General features: G+C 33.0%; 2 protein-coding genes. Both read left to right on the top strand.

Annotated features, from left to right (window positions below):
• Nucleotides 1-2,808: GEVED domain-containing protein (locus tag ABY298_RS14675; RefSeq protein WP_372746804.1), on the top strand; the 2,808-nt coding region annotated here is incomplete at its 5' end.
• A 239-nt stretch (nucleotides 2,809-3,047) separates the two neighbouring features.
• Nucleotides 3,048-5,372, top strand: a 2,325-nt coding sequence (locus tag ABY298_RS14670) for a GEVED domain-containing protein (RefSeq protein ID WP_372746803.1), incomplete at its 3' end; no start/stop codon positions are given.

Below are 5,372 nucleotides of genomic sequence, written 5' to 3'. Positions count from 1 at the left end.
TTTCCAAATTCAACTACTAATGGAACAAAAAGCTGGGTATATGGAAATGCTTCGTTATATACATCTGGAGCTTCGGGTAATTATGTTTATTCAGATTCACCTGGAAATAGTAATAAATACAAAAAAGACAGTTACATTTTAGCAACAAGTCCTGTAATTAGTACTGTGGGGCATTCAAATATAACTTTTCAATTTGATGTTTGGTATAATACTGGTAATCAAGAAAATGATGGGGTGCAAGTACAATATTCTTTTAATGGAAGTACTTGGAGTAATTTAGGCGATCCTAACGATAGTAATTGGTACAACGATTGGTATATAGTTGTTCCTAATAGTATTGGTCCTGGTTGGTCAAATACCAGTGGAGGTTGGGTTACAAAAAGCATTAATTTAAGTACTGAAAACTCAAGTTTTAATAATAATTCATACGTTCAATTTAGAGTTGTATTCGCTTCAACTGATTATAGTTCACCGCCTAATAATAGCGGTGCAGCGTTTGATAATATTTTAATTACAAAACCAGCGCCTACGTATTGTACACCAACCAATATTAATACTGGATATTCAGGTTGGAATCTTTATATTTCAAATGTTATTTTTGGAACATTTAATAATCCAACTACCGGAACAATGGGCACCTTTAACAACTTTACATCGCTTACATCTTTAAATGCGGTTCCTGGTGGTACGCTAAGTGGGCAAGTTTCATTGGCTGTTAATGGATGGAATTCATCTAATATTTATGATTTAAATATTTGGGTTGATTTTAATCAAGATTATGACTTTGATGATGCAGACGAACATATTATAATTAAGGTGAATGACTATGCAGGTGCCAGTGTAATTAATGTACCTATAAACTTTCCAGTACCTTCAAGTGCTATTTTTGGAAATACACGTATGAGAATTAGTGTTAGTAGTGGTACAGTTACGTCTTGTGATTATGATTGGCAAACTGGTGAAGTAGAGGATTATACCGTTAATATTGCTAACTGCACAACAAATATTTGGACAGGTGCCATAAGCGCCGATTGGAATAACGCAGCAAACTGGAGTTGTGGAGGTGTTCCAACTATAACAACAAATGTTTTAATTCCGGCAAGTGCTATAAATTATCCTGAAATTTATAGTTCAGATGCGGCAGGACTTGCAAATAATATTGAATTAGAAACTGGAACATCGCTTATAGTTTATGATAACTATATACAAATTGCCGGAAATTTATTACTAAATGGTTTTATAGATTTAGACGGTGAAGGACAACTAATTCAAAATACAGGCAGTACATTAGATAATGCAAGTACTGGTTATATAGAAAGAGATCAACAAGGGCAAGGTAATAAGTTTAGATACAATCAATGGTCATCTCCAGTTATAAAAACAGGATCAAGTAATGGTGCATCGTTCTCAATTTCCGATGTATTGCGCGATGGAACTATCCCAAGTTCTCCTGGACCAATTACGTATACTTCTGGATACAACGGTTCAAAATCTCCTACATTCACACTAAGTACCTACTGGATGTATAAATTTGCAAATTCACCTGATGGTAGTTATGCTTCATGGTTTCCTATTGGGAGTACTGGAAGTTTAAATCCAGGAGAAGGCTATACAATGAAAGGAGCTGGGAATCCGGGTGATGATGAGCAAAATTATGTTTTTGTTGGAAAGCCAAATAATGGAACTATTACATTAACCGTTGGTGGAAACAATGATTATTTGGTAGGAAATCCATATCCTTCAGCTTTAGATGCAGATCAGTTTCTTGATGATAACACACCTTCAGGAACAGGGTCATCTATTACAGGAACCTTATATTTTTGGGAACATTACGGAGGTAATTCTCATAACTTAAAAGATTATCAAGCTGGATTTGGATCTTATACTAAAGCAGGTGGAGTTCCAGCTACGGCAGGAGCTTTACCAGAAGTTAGTGCTTTTGGAACACCTGTAAAAACACCAGAGCAATATATAGCAATCGCCCAAGGTTTTTTTGTTGTTGGTGATGCCGATGGTGGAACCATTGAATTTAATAACGGACAACGTGTTTTTGAAACAGAGGCTTCAGGCAATTCTATTTTTATGAAAGGAGAAGCCAGTAAAACTACTAGCTCAACCAAAACAACGGCAGATGTGCGTCCAAAATTTAGAATTGGATTTGAAGGAGCTTCTATAACACATCGTCAAATTTTATTTACGGTTGATGAAAATACAAGTGATGCTGTAGATTGGGGTTACGAAGCTGAAATTTATGAAATGTTTGATGATGATATGTTTTGGACTATTAACGATAAAAAATATGTAATTCAAGCATCCAATAATGTTGATGAAGACAAGGAAATTCCATTAGGAATAAAATCTAGTGGAGAACAAATATCTATAAAAGTAGATGCATTAGAAAATGTTGATGAAAGTACAGAATTATATATAAAAGATAATGTTACAGGACTTATAAACGATATTAAAAATGATTCTTTTGATATAACATTAGAAAAAGGAGAATATTTAAATAGATTTTCATTGGTGTTTAAACCTCAAAATACGTTAGGCGTTGAAGAAGAAATTTTGGAAAGTGGAATTACTGTATTTATGAATAATATAACTTCAGAATTGCAAATAACTAACAATTCAGATGTTAATATTGAGTGGGTTAATGTTTATAATCAACTGGGTCAAATTGTAAAATATTATAAAAATAGTTCAAAAGAAACTAAATTAGATATTCCTATTAATGCAAATTCAGGAGTTTATTTTGTTGCTATTAAAACTCAAAATGGCACACTAAGTAAAAAAATAATTATAAAATAATTTAGCGTTTTTTTTACAATAGCTCTTTATCTTTTTTAAGGTAAAGAGCTATTGTATTTATACTAGTTTATAAAAAATTAGAAAAATGTGATCTATTTAACTTTCAATACAAATTGTTCTTGAATTTAAACTATTCATTTAAAAGGGTTTAAAAAAAACAGAAAGTTGAAATAAAAATATTATTTTTATATATTGTGATTAGCATCTTAATTGCAAAAACCCCATAATTTTATATTTAAATGAAAACAATATCTAACATATTGAAAATAAATTTATTATTAGTGCTTTGTGTGTTGTACTCAGTTTCAGCATTATCACAAAGTAGTGATTTTTTTGTTCAGCATATTCAAGATGATGTTCCCAGAACAGGAGCAAATAATACTTCCTTTACTCCAGTTTCTTCATTAAATAACGCTGTGTCTTTAGCTAATAATAATAGAAAAACTCATGCGGGTAGATCCGATTTAAATCCTGCCAATTTAAATGGAGATGATATGGCAGGGGCAAGATCTTTAACAGCGGTAGGTACTTTAACTTATTATAGAGAAGGAGCTTCTATTAATACTGATATGCGTTTTAATACTTCTATTTGGGAATACATTGGTCCGGTAGGTGGTTGTAATGAAATGATTGTTAGAGGTAGGTATGTTGTAAATTTAAACGGAACAACAAATAGTGTTACGCAGGCATTATCTGGGGTTTTGAATGCTAATAAATGTATTCCATTTATTACAGGAATTATGAATAACGACAGCTCAAGCGGTGCTGATTCAGGAACGGCATTGGCATATCTTGAAAATGCAACAACTTTAAGAGTTCAAAAAGGAACTACCTCAAATAATGTTTCAGTTTATATAACTGTTGTAGAATTTACTGGAAGTAATTGGACAGTTTTACACGGAGATTCGGGAAATACTTCAGGGGACTCTGGTACAATGACATTGCGAAGTGGTTCAGACGGAACAGGTACAGCAACAAGTGTTTCATCTTGGAATGAGGCTATGATTTTTAGTCACTTTAGAGGAGATACAAGTACAAGTGGAACAAATCAGGCAATTTCAGATTTATGGCCAATTTCAGATCCTGGATCTAATAACCAAAGCGTTGATTGGAATTTTGATGGAGCACATGATTCTGGAGGAACCAACAGGCATTTTGTACATGTATTAAATAATCCATATCTATCAGTAACTCGTTTTCAAGATACTAATAATTCAGACTCTAATACAAATATTAATATTGCTAGTGCAGGCTTATCAAATTTTAATGAAGCTCTAATAATTGGGTCTTCTGTTTCAAGTGGAGGAGGAACGGCGTATGGACGAGGTTGGCGTAATTATTATTTAAATTCAATTACACAAGCAGCACATTGGGCGCATAGAAGTGGGAATTCAATGGCTCATGAAATTCAAATAATAGATTTAAGCGGTTTAACATCACAAGATATAAATGTTGTTGATAGTAGTTCTAATGCTATAAATGATGGTAGTGGAAATAGTCCTTCGGTTATTAATGATACTGAATATGGGAATGTTGAGATAGCTACATCACTGGCTAAAACATATACAATTGAAAATAATGGAAGTTGTGATTTAACTATTTCATCTATTACAAGCAGTAATGCAGAGTTTGTTGTATCATCTGTACCAGTAACTATTTCAGGAGGAGGTTCAGGAACATTTATTATTACTTATAATCCGTCATCCATTGGAATAAATAGTGCAACAATAACAATAAATAGCAACGACCCAGATAGTACAGAGCAGATTTATACTTTTACCGTTCAGGGAACCGGAGAATATTGTTCTTCAAACGGAAACAATACAAGTGAAGAATATATACAAAATGTACAGTTAAATACAATTAACAATACTTCAGGGGCAGGAACAACGAGTACAGGTTATTCAAATTTTACAGCACAATCAACAGATTTAAGTTTAAACTCAAATTATACAATTACAATAACACCATTTTGGACAGGAACCATATACGATGAAGCCTACTCCGTTTGGATCGATTATAACGGAGATGGTGATTTTTCCGATGCAGGCGAACAAGTTTGGACACAATCTGCAACTACTACAACTCCTGTGTTAGGCTCATTTACAATACCTATTACAGCAACGTTAGGTAGTACAAGAATGAGGGTTTCTATGAAATGGAACGGAATACCTACTACTTGTGAATCATTTACTTATGGGGAAGTTGAAGATTACACAGTTAACATAATAGGTTGCATAACAAACACATGGACAGGAACCATAAGCGCCGATTGGAATAACACATTAAACTGGAGTTGTGGAACAATCCCTACAATTACTACAGATGTTTTAATTCCAACAGGTGTAACTAATTATCCTGAAATTTATAGTACGGATGCGGCAGGACTAGCAAATAATATTGAATTAGAAACTGGAACATCACTTATAGTTTATGATAACTATATACAAATTGCCGGAAATTTATTACTAAATGGTTTTATAGATTTAGACGGTGAAGGACAACTAATTCAAAATACTGGTAGTACATTAGATAATGCAAGTACAGGTTATATAGAAATAGAT

The sequence above is a fragment of the Lutibacter sp. genome, assembly GCF_041596795.1.
Lineage (GTDB): Bacteria > Bacteroidota > Bacteroidia > Flavobacteriales > Flavobacteriaceae > Lutibacter.
This window is presented reverse-complemented; position numbering and strand designations above follow the sequence as displayed.